The sequence below is a fragment of the Pseudoalteromonas ostreae genome (assembly GCF_018069805.1).
Taxonomy (GTDB): Bacteria; Pseudomonadota; Gammaproteobacteria; order Enterobacterales; family Alteromonadaceae; genus Pseudoalteromonas; species Pseudoalteromonas ostreae.
This window is the reverse complement of record NZ_JAGPYN010000012.1, coordinates 115941-137245: the sequence shown is the minus strand read 5'-3', so window position 1 is coordinate 137245 and position 21305 is coordinate 115941. Positions and strand designations below refer to the sequence as shown.

The 21305-nt window shown below is 38.5% G+C and carries 17 protein-coding genes; all 17 read right to left on the bottom strand.

Annotated features, from left to right (window positions below; genetic code table 11):
- Positions 1–2 precede the first annotated feature (2 nt).
- Positions 3–449, bottom strand: a complete 447-nt coding sequence (locus J7338_RS11570) for a hypothetical protein (RefSeq protein ID WP_210797199.1) — start codon at positions 447–449, stop codon at positions 3–5.
- Complete coding sequence (locus J7338_RS11565; RefSeq protein ID WP_210797198.1) at positions 446–1264, bottom strand: TIGR02594 family protein; 819 nt, start codon at positions 1262–1264, stop codon at positions 446–448. Before J7338_RS11565 ends, J7338_RS11570 begins: the two co-directional genes overlap by 4 nt.
- A gap of 337 nt (positions 1265–1601) precedes the next feature.
- Entirely contained in the window at positions 1602–2447 is an 846-nt protein-coding gene (locus J7338_RS11560) for an ADP-ribosylglycohydrolase family protein (RefSeq protein ID WP_210797197.1), read from the bottom strand.
- A gap of 7 nt (positions 2448–2454) precedes the next feature.
- Positions 2455–3153 (bottom strand): hypothetical protein, encoded by a 699-nt coding sequence (locus tag J7338_RS11555; protein ID WP_210797196.1) that lies wholly within the window; start codon positions 3151–3153, stop codon positions 2455–2457.
- Between the two features lie 10 nt (positions 3154–3163).
- A complete protein-coding gene (locus J7338_RS11550) occupies positions 3164–7759 on the bottom strand; it encodes an RHS repeat-associated core domain-containing protein (RefSeq protein WP_228732972.1) in 4596 nt (1531 codons plus the stop codon).
- Complete coding sequence (locus tag J7338_RS11545) at positions 7749–8609, bottom strand: hypothetical protein (RefSeq protein ID WP_210797195.1); 861 nt, start codon at positions 8607–8609, stop codon at positions 7749–7751. Before J7338_RS11545 ends, J7338_RS11550 begins: the two co-directional genes overlap by 11 nt.
- Positions 8606–9595 carry a hypothetical protein gene (locus J7338_RS11540; RefSeq protein ID WP_228732971.1) on the bottom strand — a complete coding sequence of 330 codons (990 nt, stop codon included), beginning with the start codon at positions 9593–9595 and terminating at the stop codon, positions 8606–8608. Before J7338_RS11540 ends, J7338_RS11545 begins: the two co-directional genes overlap by 4 nt.
- Before the next feature lie 41 nt (positions 9596–9636).
- Positions 9637–9927, bottom strand: coding sequence for a PAAR domain-containing protein (locus J7338_RS11535; protein WP_064664604.1), 291 nt, complete (start codon positions 9925–9927; stop codon positions 9637–9639).
- A gap of 60 nt (positions 9928–9987) precedes the next feature.
- Positions 9988–10344: a hypothetical protein gene (locus tag J7338_RS11530; protein WP_169021071.1), complete on the bottom strand. Its 357-nt coding sequence runs from the start codon at positions 10342–10344 to the stop codon at positions 9988–9990.
- 7 nt (positions 10345–10351) lie between these two features.
- Complete coding sequence (locus J7338_RS11525; RefSeq protein ID WP_169021070.1) at positions 10352–12253, bottom strand: type VI secretion system Vgr family protein; 1902 nt, start codon at positions 12251–12253, stop codon at positions 10352–10354.
- Between the two features lie 73 nt (positions 12254–12326).
- Positions 12327–12806: an Hcp family type VI secretion system effector gene (locus J7338_RS11520; protein ID WP_024032870.1), complete on the bottom strand. Its 480-nt coding sequence runs from the start codon at positions 12804–12806 to the stop codon at positions 12327–12329.
- Positions 12807–13043: 237 nt separating this feature from the next.
- The gene (tssH, locus tag J7338_RS11515; RefSeq protein WP_210797193.1) at positions 13044–15650 is read right to left on the bottom strand and encodes a type VI secretion system ATPase TssH; all 2607 of its coding nucleotides are present in this window, start codon (positions 15648–15650) and stop codon (positions 13044–13046) included.
- Between the two features lie 22 nt (positions 15651–15672).
- The gene (gene tssG, locus J7338_RS11510; RefSeq protein ID WP_210797192.1) at positions 15673–16662 is read right to left on the bottom strand and encodes a type VI secretion system baseplate subunit TssG; all 990 of its coding nucleotides are present in this window, start codon (positions 16660–16662) and stop codon (positions 15673–15675) included.
- A complete protein-coding gene (gene tssF, locus J7338_RS11505) occupies positions 16659–18485 on the bottom strand; it encodes a type VI secretion system baseplate subunit TssF (protein ID WP_210797191.1) in 1827 nt (608 codons plus the stop codon). The genes tssG and tssF overlap by 4 nt, the downstream gene beginning before the upstream one ends.
- Entirely contained in the window at positions 18482–18967 is a 486-nt protein-coding gene (gene tssE, locus J7338_RS11500; protein ID WP_210797190.1) for a type VI secretion system baseplate subunit TssE, read from the bottom strand. The genes tssF and tssE overlap by 4 nt, the downstream gene beginning before the upstream one ends.
- A 17-nt stretch (positions 18968–18984) precedes the next feature.
- Positions 18985–19755, bottom strand: a complete 771-nt coding sequence (locus J7338_RS11495) for a type VI secretion system accessory protein TagJ (protein ID WP_210797189.1) — start codon at positions 19753–19755, stop codon at positions 18985–18987.
- Positions 19756–19757: 2 nt separating this feature from the next.
- Positions 19758–21284 carry a type VI secretion system contractile sheath large subunit gene (gene tssC / locus J7338_RS11490; RefSeq protein WP_210797188.1) on the bottom strand — a complete coding sequence of 509 codons (1527 nt, stop codon included), beginning with the start codon at positions 21282–21284 and terminating at the stop codon, positions 19758–19760.
- Between the last annotated feature and the right edge of the window lie 21 nt (positions 21285–21305).

Sequence of the window (21305 nt, the reverse complement as noted above, 5' to 3'; positions counted from 1 at the left end):
TGCTATTCGCACCAACCTACGTTAGTACTTACTTTTTCCACATTACTTTTATTTTCAGTTAGCCATTTATCAATAACTAACGAAGGTTTAAATTCAGAACCAGTGCCTGGCCAATAATATGTTCCATTTTCATCTAAACAAAGTGCTACATAAATTGATGCAGAGTTAAAAACAATATCTTCACCTTGCTCCACAAACATCTCATAGCTTAGCCTTTTATGAGATTTACCTTTGTATGTTGCTAGCACTTCAGCTGAGTAAACGTGCTTTTCAGATTCATCCTCCTCACGAAAAATTTCAACATTTGTGATTTTGACTTTAGCCAAATAATGCACATTTTTAATTGCGTATTTAAAGCCTTTCAACTCCAAAAGTTCATCACTTTTGGCATAAACAATATGAGTTGAAGCAAATAAAACAAAAAGAATGACAAGTATTTTTTTTATCATGCTTCACTCCCTGCAACTGATGCTTTTTGAGTATAAATCGGTAAACTTGCTGATGAAGGGTCAAAATTAGCAGGTACTACAAAATCATCCCACAATTCTTTTTTATACTTTGCAACATTAACACTGTTACTTTGATTACCTCCAAGCATGTATAAGTAATTTCCATCAGCACTTTGACCTACGACAAAAGCAACATGGCCTCCCCCCTTTCGAGATTTAATGCCTATAGCACCGAAAACAGGTTTATCAAGAGGCTTGCCAAAGCTCGCCCATTCTTTTGCTCTAAAAGCATTTTTAACAGGCTCCATATTATTCTGTTGCATAACCCAAGCAACAAAAGAACCGCACCATGCATTTTGACCACCGCTATCATCACTACCCCAAAATTTTGATGCTTTAAAGTATTCCAAAATCTGTGGATTTGCTTTTGTGCCCGGAACTTCAGCCTCACCAACCTCAGCGATAGCCGTTTTCATCCAAAATGCATTTGTGGTAGGCATTTTTAGTGCAGTAGTTACACTACTAATTGCAGCCTGACTTGCTAATTTTTCATTGATTTTTCGATGAGTACGTCCATTAGGATCTATTTTTCCATCGGGACGAACCATGTTTAATACTTTGCTTTGGAATAACTTAATAGCAGTAATAGTTTTTGAGTTTTCTGGGCGAGGGTTTAAGCGACCATCGACAATTAAAGTTTGAGTAGGCTGGATGAGTTTTAGTAATTTATTCAACGCGGTTTGTACAGTTTTTACATCGTTTAAACTGTTAGCGCCGCCCAATCCAACAGATTGAGTTATTCTGATTGCTGCCATCGAAGCATCCTTTTCTTTAAAGTTGTATTTTTAATTACAACGTATTATCAACAAATTAATACTCACTATTTAAAGTGGGTGTCTTGATTATTACCAAACTTACTTGACGCTTTCTTGCTATAGCCATAAGACACCCTGCTTTTTTTTGCACTAAACAAAGCCTAGTACTTAGTTCGCCAAACAGCAAAAATTAGGGTGGGTGTCTAGTTTATTCCGGTGTCTAGTTTATTCCGGTGTCTAGTTTATTCCTTAGTATTATGTTGCTTAAGTAGAACGTGTTATTAATAAATAAACACCCAACATTTAAAGTGGATGTTTAAGTTATTTTCTCCTTATTTTATTTTTCACAAGTAAACTTTTTCTTTAACTCTTTATCAAGTCTACTCAGGAATTGAATGCCATAAGTTGACTCATTTAAATCTGCTATCAAATTTTGAGGCAGGTTTTTATCGTATTCGTTAAAGCAGCAAGCTAACCCAACAGCTATAGAAGCAACACTATCCGTGTCCCCTCGAAGTGCAACGCAGCTTTGAAGTAAACTTTTAATGTTACTATTCTTTATTAAACAGCTAAAAACAGCGCTAACAGTATCGAATGCTTTGATAGAAACCTCTTTATTCCAACCAAAATCCCACCCTGCATATCCTTCAACTTCTAAAAATTGTTTTAAATTTGATAATTTACCTTTATGATGGATACCAAAGTGACAAGCTAAAGCAATTGCACAACTGGATCGTATAGCTATAGGGGTGTTATGTGTAACTTGAGCTTGCGTTTTAGCAAAATCGAGAAGCTTAGCTTTTTCTTTAAAAAAACCTATAGGCACAGATCTCATAGCTGCGCCATTCCTTTCGCTATTAGGTTTGATTTTATTAATTAGATCAAAGCCTGACTCTGAACTTGATAAAAGTTGATAGAAGCCTTTTGAATATCCTAAACGTTGGTCTCGCTTAAAGCATTCAATAAACTTATCCGCAATAATTTCATTCGTATATTCCTCGTTGTTTAACATCAACTCCACGATAGCAATTGTCATCTGAGTATCATCGGTGTATTTACCAGAGAAGCCATATAAATCATGTCGTGAATAGCTTAACAAGTCGTTATACAGCATAACTTTTTTTTCTGAAGAGAACTCGAAGCCAGCCCCATAGGCATCTGCTATTGCTATTTCTACTAACATTAATTAGTTATCCACCGTGAGCCATAATATTCGAATACATTTCAAAAACAGATTTCCCAGTTAGCTCTTTTTCTAAGTCTAGTACTTCTCTTAAAGCATTTTGGAAATCAACATCCGTGCTATATTTCACTATTTCTTGCTTATTTAAAAAGCATTCCTCAGGCACGATAGTTAACTCCCATCGAGTTTTATAAATACGCCTAAATTTACCTCGGAGATACTCAACTTTTTCACGAAAAGTCATTAGTTTAAACCTTGAAACTTCCTTATCGAGCCTCAATTCAGATTCTAATTTACTCTGTTCTGATATTTTAAAGCGCTCCCATAAAGTAGGCTCAATTGAATCTAAGTATCGACCATAACAACACTCATAAACAATTTTATTTTCTTTAAGTACCTTTCCAGCAATGGACTCATCTCCCGTTTCTAAATCAACCTCAATTGTTTCGATTAATGCATATTCTTCAATCGCTTCTCTCATCTCTTTGCCGTGATACTCTCTATAGCGAACTTCTTTTGGTATCCTTTGCAAATCACAAACATTAAAGAAAACAGAATTGAGATTATTGTCTGAAATAAATTGAACGAGAATTAAACTATTATTTTCTACTAAGAAAAACCTTATTATTACTTCTTCATTGCTGGATAAAAAATCTTCTTTATGTAAATTATAGATATCCAAATTAAAGTTATTTATATCCACCATAATTGCATCCTTAAAGTTGAGTTAATTTAACAACACCATCAATGTTCGAATCAACAAGTAGTTTATGGCCGGACTGTATCAGATGCTCTGATTTAGCTGGTGATTGCCCTATTTTATCAGCAAAATGGACGTCCATTGCAAGTGGAGAGACGTCTTTTACATTATTTGCTTTAAAAATCATTACTTTTCCCCCTTCATATTCAGGACTTAACTCTTCACTAACAGAAGCGAAAAATGTTTCAGTCAAAACAGAGCCCCTTTTATATTTATCATCAAACCAATCTGGAAGAGGTGACTTACCAAGTCCCCGATAGAATATTCCAGCTTCAGAAGGTAGTTTGTCCAATGCTAAATTTAGGCTGCATACCAAAGCTTCTTCAGCTTCAGTTAGTTTAGCACCACTTAGCATCTTAGGCGCTAGTCTGCCCTTCATAAAAAAGTTTGTCGTATAACCCATTATTAAGTAAGCATCTTTCAAATTAATTCCATGCTCATTATTACTTACATACTTTTCTATATGTGTCTTGTAATCTACCCCTGTTTCATTCTCAAGCTTATCATAAAGGCTTTCTATTTCCGTTCTTGTTCTATTTGTTGCATTTGCGACTTCGTCCAGATAAGAAATAGGTATCCCTTGATTGTTTACATCCGTCGTAAGCATATCTAAATAAGGGATAGAAGTATTATTTATACTACAAATAACTTCATCGGCTGTAAAAGGAGAGTTCTCTAATTCTGAAAGTTCAATCAGCTTCTCTCTTAATTTAGATGGTATAGCTGAATTAGCATCAAGTGCAGCCTTGACTTTTGCCTGCCCTTCTTTACACAACAACCCCATCGGATCCACCCAGTTAACCGGGTTTGGTGCATATTGGTAGTGGTTAATCCCACCCACTAGGCCAATCGGGTCTTGGTTTATAAAGCGTTGTTGTTTGGGACTGTAGTAACGATAACGGTTGTAATGCAGGCAGCTCTCTTCATCTAAATACTGCCCTTGAAAGCGGATTGGCTGAGTGAAGCTACTTTCTTTATTAAAGTCAGCATCGGCTTTTAGCTCTTCATAACCATACGCATCGGCTTGGTTTTCCCACACGACTTCTGCTTTGTTGTTGGTTACAAAGCGTGGGGTATTCAGTTGGTCTAGGTGGTAGTAGTACACTTCACCTTTTTTAATCAACGCGACTGGGTGAAATTGATTTGGTAGGTTGATATACCAGGTATATTCACCGTGTTGGTATTCGCCAATTAGCTGGTCGTTATCCCAAATGTAGTCAATTTTGCCCTGCTCGGTGTGCTTGGCAATACGACGCCCGAGTGGGTCGTAGTCGTATTGAGTAAGCGTACCGTTGTTATTAAAGCAACTTAGCTGATTAAACGCGTTGTACTCACGGCGGGTTTTTATGCCTTTACCGGTTTCGCGTATTTGGTTACCAAATTCATCATAATGAAAGTCGCTGTTGCCAAAGTGGGTTAAACGGTCTGCATCAGTGATGCCTTTAATAACTCCATCGTCTTCGATTAGCTCACTGCTGGCTGCGGTTGCTGCATTTGAATCGTTATACTCACTGTGAAGCACATTATTTGTGTTAGCTGACTGGTTGCTTTCAAGCTTATTGATGGCATCGCTATTATCATTGTGCTGCGTCGTTTGCTGCTCGGCTAATTCGTTATTTTGAATTCTTGACTGGCTAACTGGGTTACCAAAACTATCCCACTGGTATTGGGTAGTTTTTGTGTTCTCGGAACTTGCTAGATTTTGTTGAATTAACTGGCCAAGGCTGTTGTACTCAAAATTAATGTTATGACTACTAACGCCTTGCTCTTTACGCGCAATCAGTTGGTTTACGCTGTCGTAATTGTACGTACAGGTATCAAATAGTGCTTGTGCAGGATGGGTTAACTGCTGTTGTGTTAGGCGGTTAAATACATCAAATTGTTGGGTAAGGGTTATGTCATTACCAAACTTTTGCGTTTGAATATTACCTTGGCTGTCGTAGTTTAATGTTACGAGCGGCTTTGCAAGCTCAACCTCTTTGCTGTTTGCTTGCTGTAAATGAATAGCACTTAGCTGACCAAATTTATTGTAGCTATATTTAAGCATACTTGAATCTGGCAAGGTCAGTGATTGCCTTCTGCCGTAGTCGTCGTAACTGTATTTTAAGGTATGCGCTTGTTGCTGATTATGCACTTGCTCAGCACGCAGTAACCGCCCACCTTTATCAAACTGCTGCTTTAAGGTTGATTGTGCGTTATGCGCACGGGTAATTTTACCTTGCAGGTTATAGCTGTAGTAATTGGCGTTATTAACGATGTGAGTATCGGTTGCCAAACTGGCATGCTGCGCAGTCACGCGGCCTAATTTATCACGCTCTATTTTTACATGGCGTTTATCACTTTGTGTAACCGAGGTTAAGCGGTTGCAAGCATCGTATTTATATTGCTGTAGCGTGCCATCGAATCCTGTTACTTGCGTTGGGTTTTCGTTAGCGTCATAGCTTATGCGGTATACATGGCCGTCACTGCGTTCGATAGCGGTTAGGTTGCGCTCTTTGTCGTACGTTAAATGCAGTGCGCTGCCATCGGGCTGAATAACACAATGTGGCTGGCTTAGCCCTTCAAAGTGTTGCTCGGTGGTATCACCCTTACTGTTTTGCGAGCTAATTAACCGCCCTGCATCATCGTAACTAAAATGTTGATGCTGTTTGTGTGCAGGATCTTTTTCGTCAAAGGCAATGGTTTGCGCAAGCTGGCCGTGCTCATTGTATTTATATTGAGTCAGCAGCCCTGCGTTATTAATGGTGGCATTTACACGGCCTAAACTGTCGTAACTATAACGAATAAGCTCATCGTTATGGTGCTTGGCTAATAGCTCGCCTTGCTCGTTCCACACAAACTTGGTTATTTGCCCTGTTACATCCACATGTTGAGTTAATTGCCCTAATTTGTCGTGGCTATAAAGTGCAGTGCGGCCGTCAGCAAATGTTTCGCTTTGCAATAGGCCTGCAATGCTGTACTTGCGCGCTATTGTTTGCCCATCAGGTAAAGTGGTTAATACACGCTGACCCAATTGGTTGTAAGCAAATTTGGTAACACTGCCATCTGGCTGCGTTATTGATTCTAACTGGCCGTAAGGGGTATAGCTGTATTTTATTTTACTGCTGTCTGGCTTTATTTCCGTTATTTTTTGGCCTTGTGCGTTATAGCCGTATTGCCACACATTACCATTCGGGTCGGTGTGCTTAACTAACTTACCTTGCGCGTTATGTACAAAGTGTTCTTTATGGCCACGCGAGTCTATACAGGTTGTTTCACCTATCTCTGGGTTATATTCAAACTGATACGTATAGGTGTTGTTATCGCCCCATTGTTTTATACATTTAGCACTCGATGAGTAACTGTCCCATTCAAAATGATGGCTAAAACCACTGGCGCGGGTACGCTTAGTTAATAAGTTAGCCGCGTTATAGGCGTAGCGTTCAGTCTCGTTTTGTTGATTAGTGGCTTGTACAAGGTTGTTGTTTTCATCATATTCATAGCTTGCTAATAGTGGTGATAGCAATTGCTGTTTGTTGTCTTTATTTGTGAAGTAAGGCGCTATTTTGCTTAATAAGCCTTGCTGGTTATAACTAAGTATACAACCACGCGCTTTGTTTACTTCAATACGGTTAAGACGCTCTTTTGCATCATAGTAAAACTGAATGCTTTGGCCTTTTTCGTTGATTATTTTTTCCAGCAACCAAGCGTTTTCACCCGCTTTAAAGGTTAAATGCTGATCATCTGGCGTGACCAGTACGTGCTTACCATTGGCTTGGTAATGCAGCGCTAAATTACTGCTTAATTGGTAGCTGGATTGGCCTGGCTTTACCTTTTCAAAACGGTGTTTAGCGCCGTGTTCATCTTGGTATTCTAACCAGTAAGTACCTTTTTGTTTTGGGCCTACTTTAGGTGGCGGTAAATAGTGCTCCGTTAAATTGACCATAAAGTCGTGGCGCCAACCATTCCCCATTACACTACATGCATCTGAATGCGATGAGCGATATAACCGTCGCCAAATTAATTGTTTACTGCCTGCTAAGGTGAAATCAATAAGCGGCAGTATTTCTTCACCTGAGAGCATAGAAACCGGATCAGAGCGACACGCTTGTTGGGTGATGGGTTCTTCACTTGGGGTATTATTACTTGCACCACCACTATTTTTAGCCGGCGCTTGAGAGGCACTTTTACCTGAGGCTTTAGTGGTTCCTTTTTTGGCAGGCTTTTTAGCAGTGCCGCTATTGGTGTTATCACTAACCTGAATTGCGGTTTTAGCTTTTTGGTGGTAACAACTCACAGTACCTGCAATCAACGCTTTACTTAGTACGCTTGCGGCTTCTCGCGCGGATACGCTGCGTGGGCAGTTTACACCCGCACTGTTTAACAGGTTTATAAGATCAAGTCGCTTTGCTACATCAGCACTCAGTGTACTGCCAATTTGGGCTATTTGCGTTTTTGCGCTATCTTGGGTATTAGCAACAACACTAAAGTAACCCGGTGGTGCTGAACCTTTACCAGCAACAAAACAAACAGGGTAACTTGTTCCTTGTAAAACAACGATATTACTTTGCATTGTTGTGTACTTCCTCACTTATCCATAAGTATGATGCCGTGGCTTGATATTTTGCTTGCTCTTGTGAAATCACCAACGCATGCGTATAGCGTTCAACAATTGCGGGGCTTGTGGTCAATTGATATAAATTGACAATTCCTTCTAAGGCACCCATTTTTCCTAATTTATAGTTAGGTAATTCATAATGTGTATGTTCATTTATTACATGATCAAGTAACTGCAAACTGTTTAACCACACGTCACTTTCAGGTTCGATGCCATTTCCTGGTGCAAAAATTAGCTCGATAGTGGGTTGCGCAGTTTGTGCTATTTTTTCCAGCATGCCTGGTAACTGATCATGTTTAGCAAAATCAATTGAAGGCGCTAAATGGTGACTTGTTTGCTGCCATCCTGTGTTTTTAGCAGTAACCACAGCCAGTATTCCAGCCACGCCTTGATAGCTAAACTCCCCTTGCTTGTTTGCTTTAAACGTTGCATCTAATGCTATTACGTTTACTTTTTGCCAAGCATTTTTTTGCGCTAATGCTATTAATGTACTTGCACCAGCTGCACCATAAAATAATGTGTGGCTTACATGGGCAGGATAAAGCTGCTTTAAACTATTTGCTAAAAGTTGCTTAAGCTCATCTTGATAAGCAAGCGCTGGTAATAACCAAACTAATGGCGCTTGTGGGTCTTCAACCTTTGCAAATAATTCTTTAGATTTTATTATGCAATCATACAAACACGCATCCCAAGATTGCCAACCGAGATGCTCAGTAACCGGCGTAGTTTCACCGTAGATCAACTCATCAATATCGTGTGTATGCAAACTCGAGAACGACTCAATCGCTATGCTAAAAGCTTTCATGCCGAAACTCCTGCAGTTAACTTTTTAGCAGCTAAATGTTGATAGTAACGATGTAAATTAAACACCGCTTGGCTATAACAATCCATTGCTGATATTTCGATTGCATTGAGCTTGGCGGTCATGGCATTACCCGCAATTAACCGCAAAGACGCAAACTGTTCCTCATATTTTGGCCAATTGAGCTGCAACTGCTGTTTAAAATCAGCACATGCTTGTTGATCCCCTTGGCACGCTCTTATTTGCGTTTCAAAATCAACGAGCAGCTCAAGCTTATCACCTAACATTCTTCTCATTAGGGCAATTAAACTACTCGGGTTTTCTATTTTATTGAGTGATGCATTAACAAGTGGCAGTAATTTAACAAAGCCACTTTGTAACAATACTTGCAGTACACCTTCTGTAGCCAAATTACGACTCGCATAGTTGCCAATCGCATTCACCTGCTCCCAAGATAAAGACAATAAAAAAAGTGACATTAACGGGGAGTTAACAAGCTCACTTTGGCACAAAAAATTAAAACCAGTGACTATGTCTTTTAAATCCGCTTGACTATCTACAAAGACCGTCAACTCACTTTCAACAAGAGCTTGAACTGCTGGATTTTTACTTACCGAAAAAGCAAAATATAAGGTTTGTAAATCAATTAATGCGATTAAATTAGAGCTATGCTGCTGTAATAACACCTTACGTACAACTAACTTTGCAACACTTTGTAAGCTAGGCTCTTTAAGCAAATTATTAATAAAAGCTAGGTTAATATTTTGTGGTAAATTAGCCATGATCTCGATACATGCTTGTGAGATTAGATCTGGGCTTATATTGTCATTCAATAACGAAACGAGTTGCTCTAAATTTGGCTGAGTAAATCGTTGCACAACTTGCTTTTTTTTAGCTGTTAGCCAACATGACTCTAATAGCCGCTGTTGTTGTGTTTTAACATAACCTACAGAAGTAAACGGGCAGCGCTGTGCATTGCTAATTTTCATAAGCTGCGCTTGATGATCACTTAAATAGATAGATAACAAAATCAGCCACCGATCAATACAGTAGGATTACCAATAACAATTTTTCCACCATGTGAGCTATCATCGCCCATTCTAGCTGCTGGCTTGCCATTAATTTTAACGCTTCCTGATCCTGATTTAATACTATCCGGAGGGCCAATACATACCAACATATCGCCTTTACGCGCAGCTGGCATACCACCAATTAAGACGTTGCCAGAGCCAGCAACCACAGGACCCCCAACATGAGGAACTGTTCCTGTAGTTTTAGGACAAACGTGCATGTGACCAATTGTAGCGGCGGGCTTACCCATTATGACTCCTTGTCTTATTAATACTTATACAACAGCATTATTCACATTTACAGGACTGTATCATTCAAATAAAGGAATAATTAACAGTTTACTTTGTGAAGTTAAAATAGATAACAACTCTATTAACTCAGCTTGATTATAATCAGCAAGTGCAACCGAACTTTGCATTACATACTGATATAAAACAGATACTATATCAGCACCATTTAAAGCTGGATGTAAATTAACAAAAAACTGCTTTGCGTAATAACCATTTAATGCTTTTAAATGACTTAACGCAGGGTTAAGCAATGGATCATCTGGTCTATTTATTGGTAAACAAATTAAATGAGGCAGACCATAGCGGCAATATACAACATGCCCATTATTGCTTATTCCGCTTCTAACTCCTGATTTAAAGCCGTGGATTATTTCCATATTTTCACTAATTTAACTTAATCATGCCAGCAGACAATGTAATAGCACTGCCATCAACTTTGATATTACTGCCTTTAATATCTATATTGGTGCCTTCGATTGTAATATTACCGCTGCTGCTCATCTTTATTTGCGCAGAACCGGTTTTTATAACAATTTCATCGCCCGCTTCAATATTTAATGTTTTGCCAACTTTGAGTGTATCGTTATCACCAATATCACTAACACGATTAGTTTTTACATTTAAGGTATCGTTATTGCCAACGTCTACTGTTCGGTCATTACCAATAAGCACCTTATTGTCATTACCAATTTCAACATTATGATCGTTATCCGTTTTGTCATTTTGGTCGTTTTTAACGTACAGCTGTTTATCTTTTTCCGCCTGTATATAAACAAGCTCACTGCCCTTTTTGTCTTCAAAACGCAGTTCGTTAAAGTTATCGGCACCGCCTTCTTTGGTTGAACGTGTTTTAATACCACTTTGTGTTTTCTCAGCAGGTAGCGCATAAGGAGGCATTAAATCCGCATTATAAATAGCGCCACTTATTATTGGCTGATCAGGGTCGCCATTTATAAAATCAACCAACACTTCTTGCCCTACACGGGGGAAGAAAAATGCGCCCCACTTCTTGCCAGCCCAGTTTTGGGCAACACGGATCCAACATGAACTTTTGGAATCTTTTTTACCTTCACGGTCCCAATCAAATTGCACTTTCACACGACCATACTGGTCAATCATGATTTCATCAGCGCTATCGCCAGTAACAATTGCAGTCTGCACCCCATTTATTACAGGCTTTTTCTTATTAACTTGTGCTCTGTATGGAATTTCTTTTGGTACACATTCAAAATGGTTTGAATACACTTCTTCTGCACTTGCCTGCAGTGCACCGGACTGATTTGGCACTGTGATTGATGTCATCATCGAGGTAATAACGAATGTTTTACCTTCTAATCTCGGATCTTCGTGCTTTTTAAAACTAAATAATTTACCAACAGTAAAAGAGCGACAATCGCTGCGGCCACTTGAGAGTTTCATATCGCGTTGTAGCGACTCTAATTGCACTGAAGCTAAATTTGCAGCCCGAGGGTGACACTCTGCTTCACCTGTATATTCGAACACTTCAGAGACTGATTGGGTTGGTAACTCTGGATTAGCTTGCTCACCATCGGGGTATCTCGATGGTTGTTTAAAATCATAACCAACACGCTTAAAACTACCAGGCGCAAGGCTTAAGCCTCCTTGCCAACGTGAAATATGCGATGCGCTTAAGTGGCCTGTTGAATACACAACTTTACTTTCATCACAGACTTCATAAGCAGTAATATCATCAGCTAAAACAAGTGTGTGTGCACTATTACTATGCTCGAAAAAATAAAAAATGCCTTCTTGCTGCAGTAAGCGCTGAATAAAATCAAAATCAGATTCTTGATACTGAACACAGTATTCGTATTTTGGGTAAGTTTTGCTGGTTTTATCTGAAAAGGCGACATTATGCTGACCAAATAAATCAGCAAAAATATCTTGAACTGTTTTCTTTTGATAGATACGGCTGTTCTTACGATTTCGCATTGAAGCTGCAAATGGAACAATCGTAGCCTGATAATCGATATAATTTTTTTGTTCGTCAACATCAGCTGTACGGCTGCCGTTCGACACAAGATGACTAACAATACCGTGATAATAACGCTCACCACCACCATCTGCATTTCTTACTTTAATAGATACGGGTTTACCGACTAAGTCTTCATGCGCTATTTGCTTGCCAACTGTGTACATGTTAGCTGACATTACAAATAAGTCAGACATTGCCTCTTGGGCAACAAAACGAGTTAAATAAAGGGTATCTTTACCAGCAGGGGTGCTTATTTGAATTACGTTTTTATCTTGTGTAGCTTTTTGCATTCCTTGCTTTTCCCATCCTAAAGATCAAAAAAAGCTCTGAGCAAAGCTCAGAGCCATTATTAGACAACAAATATTACATTTGTTGACCTTTAACACCGCTGTAACCATATACAAGTGGAGCAGTAATGTTATTTTTGTCATCAGTAGGAGTAACAGTCATCATCATTTCAGTGTAGCTGATAGTGATTGTTTCGATCGGACGATCGTTTTGTACTGATACTGAATAGCTAGAAATCATTGCATCTGTAAGTTCGATTTTCATGATTTCTTCAACTTTATCACCTTGCTTAGTGATATGGAAAATAGCAGGAAGACCTTTACCAATTGTTGCTTCTTTGAAAAGATCCGGAGATGCTTTATCTTGAAGTTTAGTAATTGTAACGTCACCAAGACGGGTAGAGCTAGACTCACGGTCCATTGCTGTACCAGTCGCAGCACTAATTTCACGACTTACGTTCCAATCTAAAGATAATACTGTGATTAAATCTTTAAAAGACTCTGCTGTAGTTTCGCCTTTGATTGAACCGTACTTTAAATATGTATTTGCTTGCATTTGATAATGCTCCTTTTTATTAAACAATGTTATCCATTTAGCCTGGATTCGTTTCTTTGGTTTCCCAAAATTCCTTTGAAATCATTATCTCTAATACTGTAATGAAAAGGCCCTAAAAATCCTTTCCTTAGATGAAGACAATGTCTCAAAATTCCATATAGTGATTTAAGGCACCAAAATTATAATGCCATAAAATTTAATAAACAACCCTATTAGCAATTATTTATTAAATTATTTTTAATTAATATTAAGCTCAAATTCATTATCTTTAACTTTCAGTAATATATTATGTATTTCGTTATTTTCTATCATACTGAAAAGTAGGACTTCTGAAAGCATTGGTAACACTTTATTTTGTAATATTGTATGAATATTTCTAGCGCCTGATCCTGCATTTTGGCAGTTTGCAACAATATAATCAATAACATCGTCATTATAAGACAACTCAGCATTATAATTCTTATCTACTCGCTTGATTATTTTAGCCAATTGAATCGCTGCAATTTCAGTTAGGATCTCATCACTTAATGGAATATAAGGAATTACATTAATACGGCCTAAAAATGCAGGTTTGAAAGCAGTAAGTAAATCATCTTGTAGAGCCTTTGATAATCCTTTTATGCTTGGCTTACTTTCTTCGTCTTCAAATAGGCTCATGGTGGTATCTGTGCCCACATTTGAGGTCATAATGATAATGGTGTTCTTAAAATCAATATCACGGCCTTCGCCATCTTTGATGGTGCCTTTATCAAATACTTGATAGAAGATATCTTGCACACCCGGATGCGCTTTTTCCATTTCGTCTAACAGCACCACACTGTATGGTTTTCTTCTCACGGCTTCCGTTAAAATCCCCCCCTCACCATAGCCAACATATCCAGGAGGCGAGCCTAATAATAATGAAACTTTATGCTCTTCTTTAAATTCAGACATATTGATAACAGTGACATTTTCTTCACTGCCATATACTTCCTGTGCCAGTGATAAAGCGGTCTCAGTTTTACCTACCCCACTTGGACCGGCGAGCATAAATATACCATTAGGACGACTTTCATCGGCAAGCTGTGCCCGAGAGGTTTGTACAACTTTAGCAATTAAATCAAGAGCATGATCTTGACCAACCACACGCTGTTTCATGTGTGACGCTAAGTTTAAAATACCGTGAATTTCATCTTCATGCATTTTACCAACTGGGATACCCGTCCAGTCAGAAATAACCTGTGCAATGAGCTCTTCACTTACCTGCCAGTGCACCATATTTTGCTCAAACGTGGCGAGCTTTTCTTTACTGAGTTTAAGTGACTCAAGTATTTCTTGAGAGGCTTCTTGCTCTTGTGTGTTAACTAGTTCAAGCGCCTGATTTAACTCTGAAACAATTTCTTTCTCGAGTTTAAATTGTTCATTGAGCGGCTGTAATTGCTGGTCAATACTAATAAGCTCGGCTTTTAAATCATCTAACTGCTGTGAATGATCTAAGCCCGTTTTTTGCTCACGATTTAACATTTTAATTTGCGTTTCAATCACACTAAGACGATTTACTAACTGTTCTATCGTGTTAGGTGTAGATGCTTGGCTCATCGCAACGCGCGCGCAAGCCGTATCCAAAAGTGCAACGGCTTTATCTGGTAGTTGTCGTGCGGTGATATATCGATGCGAAAGATGAACAGCACTTTCCAGCGCCTGCTCGGAAATAAATACTTTATGATGACGCTCCATCACAGGCACTAAACCTCGTAACATCGCAACTGCTTTTTCTGGGGTTGGCTCTTCTACTTTAACAACCTGAAAACGGCGGGTCAGTGCGGCATCTTTTTCAAAAAACTTTTTATATTCCGCCCAGGTGGTTGCAGCAATTGTACGTAATTCACCACGTGCTAGTGCTGGTTTTAATAAGTTAGCAGCGTCGTTTTGGCCTGCTTGTCCACCACTACCGATCATTGTATGTGCTTCATCGATAAATAAGATAACGGGATCAGCTGAGTTCTTAACTTCGTTGATTAATGATTTTAAGCGATTCTCAAACTCACCTTTCATACCAGCACCGGCTTGTAATAGTGCTAAGTCTAAGCTATGAATTCTTACATTTTGTAGCACAGCTGGTACATCTTTTTGCGCAATTCTAAGTGCTAAACCTTCCACAACAGCTGTTTTACCAACCCCAGCTTCACCGGTTAAAATCGGGTTGTTTTGACGGCGGCGGGTTAAAATGTCGATCATTTGTCTAATTTCAAAATCACGGCCCAAAATCGGGTCTATTTTACCTGCACGTGCTTGTGCTGTGAGATCAACGGTAAATTGCTCAAGATTTGGCGTTTTAGAATTAGTACTTGCTTGCGCAGCTGTCGCATTTTGTGCTGCCTGATTTCGCTCTTGTGATTGCGCCACAATTTCAGGCCAGGCGTGTAGTAGCTGCCCAGGGTCAATTTTATTAAATAACTTACTACAGCGAGTAACTAAACTAGATAAAGTGTCGTCTTTCGTTAGTGTATAAATAACGTATGCACTGCGAATTTGCTGATCGGTAAACTCAATACTGGTGCTTAACCATGATTGTCTTAATAAACTAGTTACATGCACTGATAAACTAGGCGAAGACTGACTTCCTGTTTTGAAAGATTCAAGCGACTGATTTAAATCCTGTTTCACTTGATCAATATCAATATCAAATGAACCAAAAATAAGCCTAACATCATCAAGCTGTTGCTCTACCATCGCTAATAACCAATGCTCAAGTTCAACTGTGAAATGGCTGCGGCTATTACAAATTGCAACAGCCGCTTCAAGGCTTTTTCTGCAATCGGGACTCAGTTTTTCAACTAATTTATTTAGTGTCATCGAAGACATACTCTGTTCCTTTTAATTTTAATTATCCCTTAAACGATAACTTAATAGGGTTTGATTTTAATTTGTCATGCTGTACAGCTAAAAAACTATTTGCTCCAAGCTTGCAATTACTCTGCGCTAGCGTTGCGGAACCTAAGCTTGTAAAGTGCGATTCAATAACTAAACGAAAATTAATGGCATTACCCACATAATCTTTAATAATTTCGTTAGCTAGTTTGAATAGCGTTCCATTAGGTAATAATAATTTGGCCTTGTCTGGATCATCTGTGGCAATATTTACTTCAATGTTTGACGATGCATCCCACACTTTTTTGCCTAGCATTGTATCTATGCCTAAGCGAGCATGTCGGCCCTCATATAGCGCTTGACTCGCTAAACACGTTTGCTCTTGCGCATCTAAATTGTGCCATTGACCAACCATTTGCTTAATGGTGACTTGGCAATCTAAATACGATGATAAAATGTTTTTTAAATCAAATGCGTTTCTAATTTTTCGACTATACAAACCAGCAAAATAAAGTTGATGCTCATTATAACCACCACTCAACAAGCCTAAAATTTGTGTATAGGGATCTTTATTTCGAGCACTGTTGGTATGATTAAGCGACGGCTTATATTTTTTCCATGCACGGTAATACAAAGAGACTAAGCGGTGATTAAACATGTCATAAAAATCACGCATCGTAGTATCTTTATAGCGTAAACGCTGCATTACCAACTCACTATAAAACTGAGGTAATGCGCCAGAACAACCAGTTAAACCCATAAACGAGACTTGCATATGCACTTTATGTAAGCCATCTTCAAAGCCAATTTCTTCAAGTTTGGTAATTGCATTACCTGGATAACCAAATTTTTGCGTTGCCGTAAATTTGATCAACTCCAATTTAGGGCTACTATCATAACCCACATGCCGGTACTCTAAAGCACGCTTTTTAAGCTGCTTTTCAACGATAAAAACTGCTTTATAAAAATCAATTTGTGAGGCTTGAGAAATTAAATGCTTGATCATAAAAGTGGATTATCTCCCACTCGTGCAGGCCATTGATAATAAATCTGTTCCTGCTCTTTTAATCTAAGACTAAGGCGTGTGTAGCTATTAATTGCAGCAAATTGTGCAAAGAAATGGTCTAAAATCGCAGCAAAGAAAAACATACCACTTCCAGAGAAATCATCATTAGCAAATGTTATTTCTATTTCACTGCCAGTGGCAAAACTCACGCGTCCTTGTTGCACAACTCTTGCTGTTGAAGGCGCTATTTTTAACCGATAGATATTATCAATCATGCCTTTACTTTGCGGCGTCGCCCTAAAGTCATAGAGCCTTAAAATTTCTTTTAATCGATTACAAGCATCTTCACCACTGAATGTATCCAACGTTAAATGATTTACTAATTGCCATCTTGTTGCATCAGCTAAAATAGGTCGAACCGCATGAGTAAAAGGAGTGAGACAACGAATTTTTTTAATTACATCGCCGCGCTCTGGCATTAGTAAACCCAATTCGTCATCGCCAAATGGCATGCTAGCGGGCAAGTTCCTGTTACTACATTTCGCTCTTACCGTTAAAACAGAATTACCTTCACCATATTCCAATGCACTGTTTTCAAATGTAGCATCAACAAGTGACATAAAAGTCTCAGTACCAGACTCTACGTAGCCTCCAGCCCAAGAAGCAGTTTCTCTGCGAATATGCCAAAATAAATCATTATGACCTTGATACTTTGGATGAGTTTGCCCATAAAAAGGTGATACCACCTGTTTATTACCTTTGTGGTCAAACGCAATGACTTCAGAAATGGCTATTACCTCAGAGATTTCTGAATCCATATAACGAGGCGTTAATTGGTATTCATATTCGCTTATTTGTGGCCGAATCGGTTCAAGCTCTTGCTCAAACAAATTAATTATTGGTGTGCAGCCTAGTAAAAACATGTTGTTATCGACTTGTTTTTCAAGCTCACTTGACTCGGTATCGAGGTAAATATAAATTTCACATCGATTTGATTGCTTTGGTAACGCAGCTCCTATGCCATCAATTTCAAAGAAGCGAAACTTTTCAGGAAACGTAAAATTTTCAACAAGTAAACGATAACCACCAGATGAGCGCTGTGAGTAAGGAACAACCGCTTCATGCGACTCAAAGCCAACAGCTTTTAATTGGTTTTTTGATAAATACTTAATCCCTTCTTCACCATTATCTATGGCTATGCCAATAGCGTGTTTAAAAAGTAATTCATATACTTTTAGCGTGTGATGCCATTGCCCATTGATAAACACTCTCAGTTTTTCAAGCCCTGTTTCAGCGAGTGATACACCTTTATATTCACCTGTTAATTCAAGCTTGAAAATTGATTTAGCACGCTCATGCCAACGAGGTTTAGGTGCAACAAATGGACTGTTATCAAATTGAGCATGGGTAATTTCAACCGGCCATAAGTAAGTTTCATAACATGTTTGAAACTTGCACTGCTTCATAGATTCGACGTTGGTTTCAACTTCACTGGCCCTCGGAATAACAACACCCGCTGTAGATAAGTTTTCAGCTTCTAACTTAACAACTGACATTGACGGAATTGGTGCTTGGTAATCAGGCAACATTTGCCCTAATAAAGCGTCCGTTAATTCAGGGAAACTATCGTCTAACTTTTGCCTAATGTTAGCAGTTAGAAAAGCAAAAGACTCTATTAATCGCGAGACGTGAGGATCTTCAATATGATCCTCACTCAACTTTAAGCGGCCTGCAACTTTAGGGTATTTTTCAGAGAAATCTTTACCTAAGTGACGCACAAATGCTAATTCACGATTGTAATATTTTAATAACTCATCGTTCATAATGACGCCTCAATAATTTTCATGCCAAGGTTTATAGGCTCTACTTCTGAATCAAAGCTAATAAATTCAGGCTCAGGATCAGCGTACAAAAGTGCATTGATCCTTAAATGAAGCACCCTGTTTATTGGCACATCTTCATCTGTAAATACTTCGACTTCTAAGAATCGAGGTTCAAACTTTAAAATTGTATTTCTGACTGTCTCGCATAACAGTGCCCGGCCTTCATGAGAACTCACAGACATACTTGAAAAGTCAGGCAAACCATAAGATAAACATGACGTCGCTAATTCGTTATATTGAGTAGGCCAGGTATGCCATTGAATACGGGCATTTAGCAAAGCTTCAATATCTCTGCGCACATTTTTACGAAGCTCACTAATCGTGATCCCTTCGGTACGAGAGGGCGCATCTTGAAAGTTTGGCTCATCGTCAATCAATCGATCAAGGATCGATGCTTGCAACTGTTGCTTATGCTCTATCATTATGATTTAACTTTAAATTACACTGTTTCTAGCGAGTTTATTCGTAAGTTCGGTATGGTGATTGCCTCATCATTAACAAAAACCATTTTCATCCCTTTGCCGATCATAAACTCAGCTTTAAGCTCTATCCAATCAGAAACCTGACCAAGCTTCTCAAGATCTGACTCTGAATTAGTATAGATAAGTGGGATGTGGGCTGTTCCAGATGGGCCACCATTAATGGTTACTTCAACTCTTAACCAAATACTTTCAAGTAAAGATTCTACCGGCTCTATTTTTAATGAATCAATTTCGTTAAAGTTTGCAAGGTAAAATTCACCATTAGTACCTAATAACTCTAAATATGGACTTAAGGTATCATCTAAATCACGCGCTGCAGAGCCGTCATCTTGTGAACTTCTTAATTCTTCCATTTCTTTTGCAAACCCAGCCGCTTGCTCGATTTCACCTTCTTGCAAAGCCACATGCATTTTTAAGAACAATGTATCGAGTTCATCTGCATCATGAAATAGCTTAGGGATACCGTTTCCTTGGTAGAAATCGATTCTAGATTGTTGTGCACGAATTAAATGCCTTAAATTTACGGCTCCCACAGCAAACTCAGGATTCTTTTGCACCATAAAATCAATTTGCTTGTCGGCTTTTTCAAGTTCACCATTGATACAAAGTAACTCAGAGTAAATACTTCTTATATCAAAGTTTAACGGTTCATCTTGCAGCTCAGTTGCGCAAAAAGCTAAAGCTTCAGCAAGTTTTCCCTCGCGTATGAGGCTATGTATTTTTTTCATGACTATTCCTTTATTTTATGATGGGGACTGAGCTCTGTTATTAATTTAATACTGGAGACCATCTGATCTAATTGAAAATGGGGCTGTAACTGCAAAACTGAAAAATAGTGACCAGGATTTGCCTTATTCTCACTTACTTTTATTTTTGCATTACTAAGTGGATACTTACTTCTCACATATTCAGACGCGGAGTCTGACGCCGTTGTATAATTATTTATCCATGCCTGTAAATCGCGCTCACATGCTTGTGCTGTGTTATATGAACCAACTCGGTCCCTTGCTAATAACTTCAAATAATGAGCAAATCGAGACACGCACAAAATATATTGCAACATAGATGACAAACGCGCATTTATGTTCGCTGCACTAGATTCATAATTTTTTGTTTTTTGAACTGATGCATTACTATAAAAAACAATATGTTCTGTGTTAGTTACGGACGACGTTGGAATAAACCCAAGTTCCGAAAATTGCTTTTCAAACTTACTTGTTACTAGTAAATCAAGTGGCGGCTTTGATTCTTTTTGATAAATATCATTAGCAAAATTATCTTGAGCTAACCCTGTTACTAATCCCTTTGATACTTTACCAGGTTCCATGCCCCGAATATGTCCGAACCAGCCACTTTCACAGTAAGCTCGAATAATTGTTGAAACAAATTGGTAGGCAGCATTTCCCCACAGCATATCCGTTTCAGGGTCATTAATTTGCTCTTTAAAATAAAAATCTTGATGACGCTTACCATCATTCTTGTAAGGAGGCCTCACTAAAACATGGGGCAAGGTAAGCCCTACAAATCGCGCTTCTTCCATGGCTCTAAAGCTTTGCCATTTAATATACTCAGGTTGGTCAAATTGATTAAACAAATCTGAGTGATAACCTAAATCTGAAAAATTATCTGCACCAAATAAATTTGCAGAAGCTGAGCAAATAAAAGGCGCAAAAGCCGCTGCAGCGGTACGTGATATTTCTTTAATGGTATCAATATCGTTGTAAATAGACCCTTGTGAAAACATATTACTGATTTCGTAATCACCTATTACAACTCCAAATGGTTCACCACCGGCACTATCAAATTCACTCTGATACAACAACTGAAAAAATAAGCTTTGGTCAAAATCGATTGCTTTATTGACGTCTTTTGAAAGCGTTGCCCAATCACAGTTCAATACTTTTATTTTTACTTTATTTTCTTTGTCGTACTGCTCTGTCTGTAACAGCAACCACCATAGGTTACGCCAACTAGCTTCCAATTTTTGAAAACGTGGTTGATGAATAATTAAATTTAACTGGTGTGATATGAGCTGATCGAGTTCAACGATAACTTTTTGTAAATAAGGACTAAGGGATTCTTTACTCCATGTAATTGGTGAATCAGAAGAGCCTTCAAGCCATAACAACAAGGCCTTATCTAAGTTTTTTTCATTCAAAAAACGCTCAAGTAAGGCATCATTATCACTTATACGAGAATGCGACTTTTGAAAAAAAGTAACATCTTGATTTATAAATGAAAACTCTTCATAATTCATTTTACAGCATTATCCTTAACG